The organism is Streptomyces sp. NPDC096324 (assembly GCF_044763015.1).
In the GTDB taxonomy this organism is placed as follows: Bacteria; Actinomycetota; Actinomycetes; order Streptomycetales; family Streptomycetaceae; genus Streptomyces.
In genome coordinates this window covers 1-1,260 of record NZ_JBIWFK010000043.1, presented here as the reverse complement: position 1 = coordinate 1,260, position 1,260 = coordinate 1, and the positions used below count along the sequence as shown (strand labels likewise).

The 1,260-nt window shown below is 65.5% G+C and carries 1 protein-coding gene; it reads left to right on the top strand.

Translation table 11 applies throughout. The features are described from left to right. Positions 1 to 267: 267 nt before the first annotated feature. Positions 268 to 516: a hypothetical protein gene (locus ACIQ7M_RS40880; protein ID WP_403654251.1), complete on the top strand. Its 249-nt coding sequence runs from the start codon at positions 268 to 270 to the stop codon at positions 514 to 516. Positions 517 to 1,260 lie beyond the last annotated feature (744 nt).

The window sequence follows — 1,260 nt, the reverse complement described above, 5'->3', positions numbered from 1 at the left end:
CCGCCGCTCAGCAGTCAGGCCCCCACCATCCGCGTACCGCATAACACCGGCATACCGCAGGGATCACCCAACGTCACCACCCGAAGGCAATCCGAAAAGGTCAGTAACTGACAGCCCTTCACGGAAGGCTGGCAGTCATGCCTCGTCCCTATCTTCCGGAGTTCCGGGCGCGCGCCGTCGCGCTGATCCGTGCCGGCAAGCAAGCCAAACAGGACCCCGGGGGGTCAGCGCCACGACCGCGAGTGTCGCCGAGGCGAGAACAATGGTGTGCCTGGCTCGAGCCAGGGCCTGTACCTCATCGTCACCGATATCGAGGCCGCACGTGATGAACTCGTGGGCCGCGGGATCGATGTGAGCGAGATCTTCCACGATGCGCGCGGGCTCAGCCCGGTGAACGGGGCTATCCAGGAGGCCTCGGACGCCGTGATCACACCAGCCACGCCAAAGATCATCTCACCGGCGACCGGCAGCTCCTCGACAGCCTCTGTGCCGCCCATAGAGTGCGGTCATGGATGAGATCCCCTGGTTCGAGTATGACGAGGACGACCTGGACGGCGCGCAGCGCGCGTTCGTGGACGTTCTGGCCGAACGCGCGGGATCCTGGTTGGTGGACCCGCTCGACACTGTAGTTCTGCCTTCGGCACACACCTCCGACGGCCAGCTGATCGTCTATCTGGACATCGGTGACCCGCAACGCAACCGGGGAGTTCTAACCGTGGGCGCCCACTTCGACGGCTCCGTCGTCCGTGGCGGCGAACTCCACAACCAGGACTTCACTATCCAGCAGACCGCGAGTGAGTTCACCTTCGAAGCGGCAGGCAGCCCTGCGGAGCTGGCGAACAGAGCGCAGAGTGGTTCGAAGCAGTCCTCGCGCGACCGCTGGTTCGCTGCGAATGGCATCACGAGGGAAGGATGTACGCGGTCCGGTACGAGTACGCAGACACGGGCGAGGCCTCAGCGAGGGCTTCGAGACACCTCTAGCACCCGACGCACTGCGGAAGGGACTGGCCGCAGACGGCGTGAACCGAGGCCGAGGCCGGATCAACCGTGCCGGCCTGGGCCAACCAGACGTGGTCGCACACATCCGAGGCGCCCGCCCCCATCAGTAGTTGCGGGACAGCCCGTAAAGCGCGTTGCACAATGCCGTGATCTTGCAGGTCAGGGTTCGGCTACGGCTGTTCTGGTCACGCGGCCATGGCGAGGTTGTGCATGTGGGCGACGGCCTGGACCGCGTGGTGGAGGCCGTCGCCGTGTTGCCGG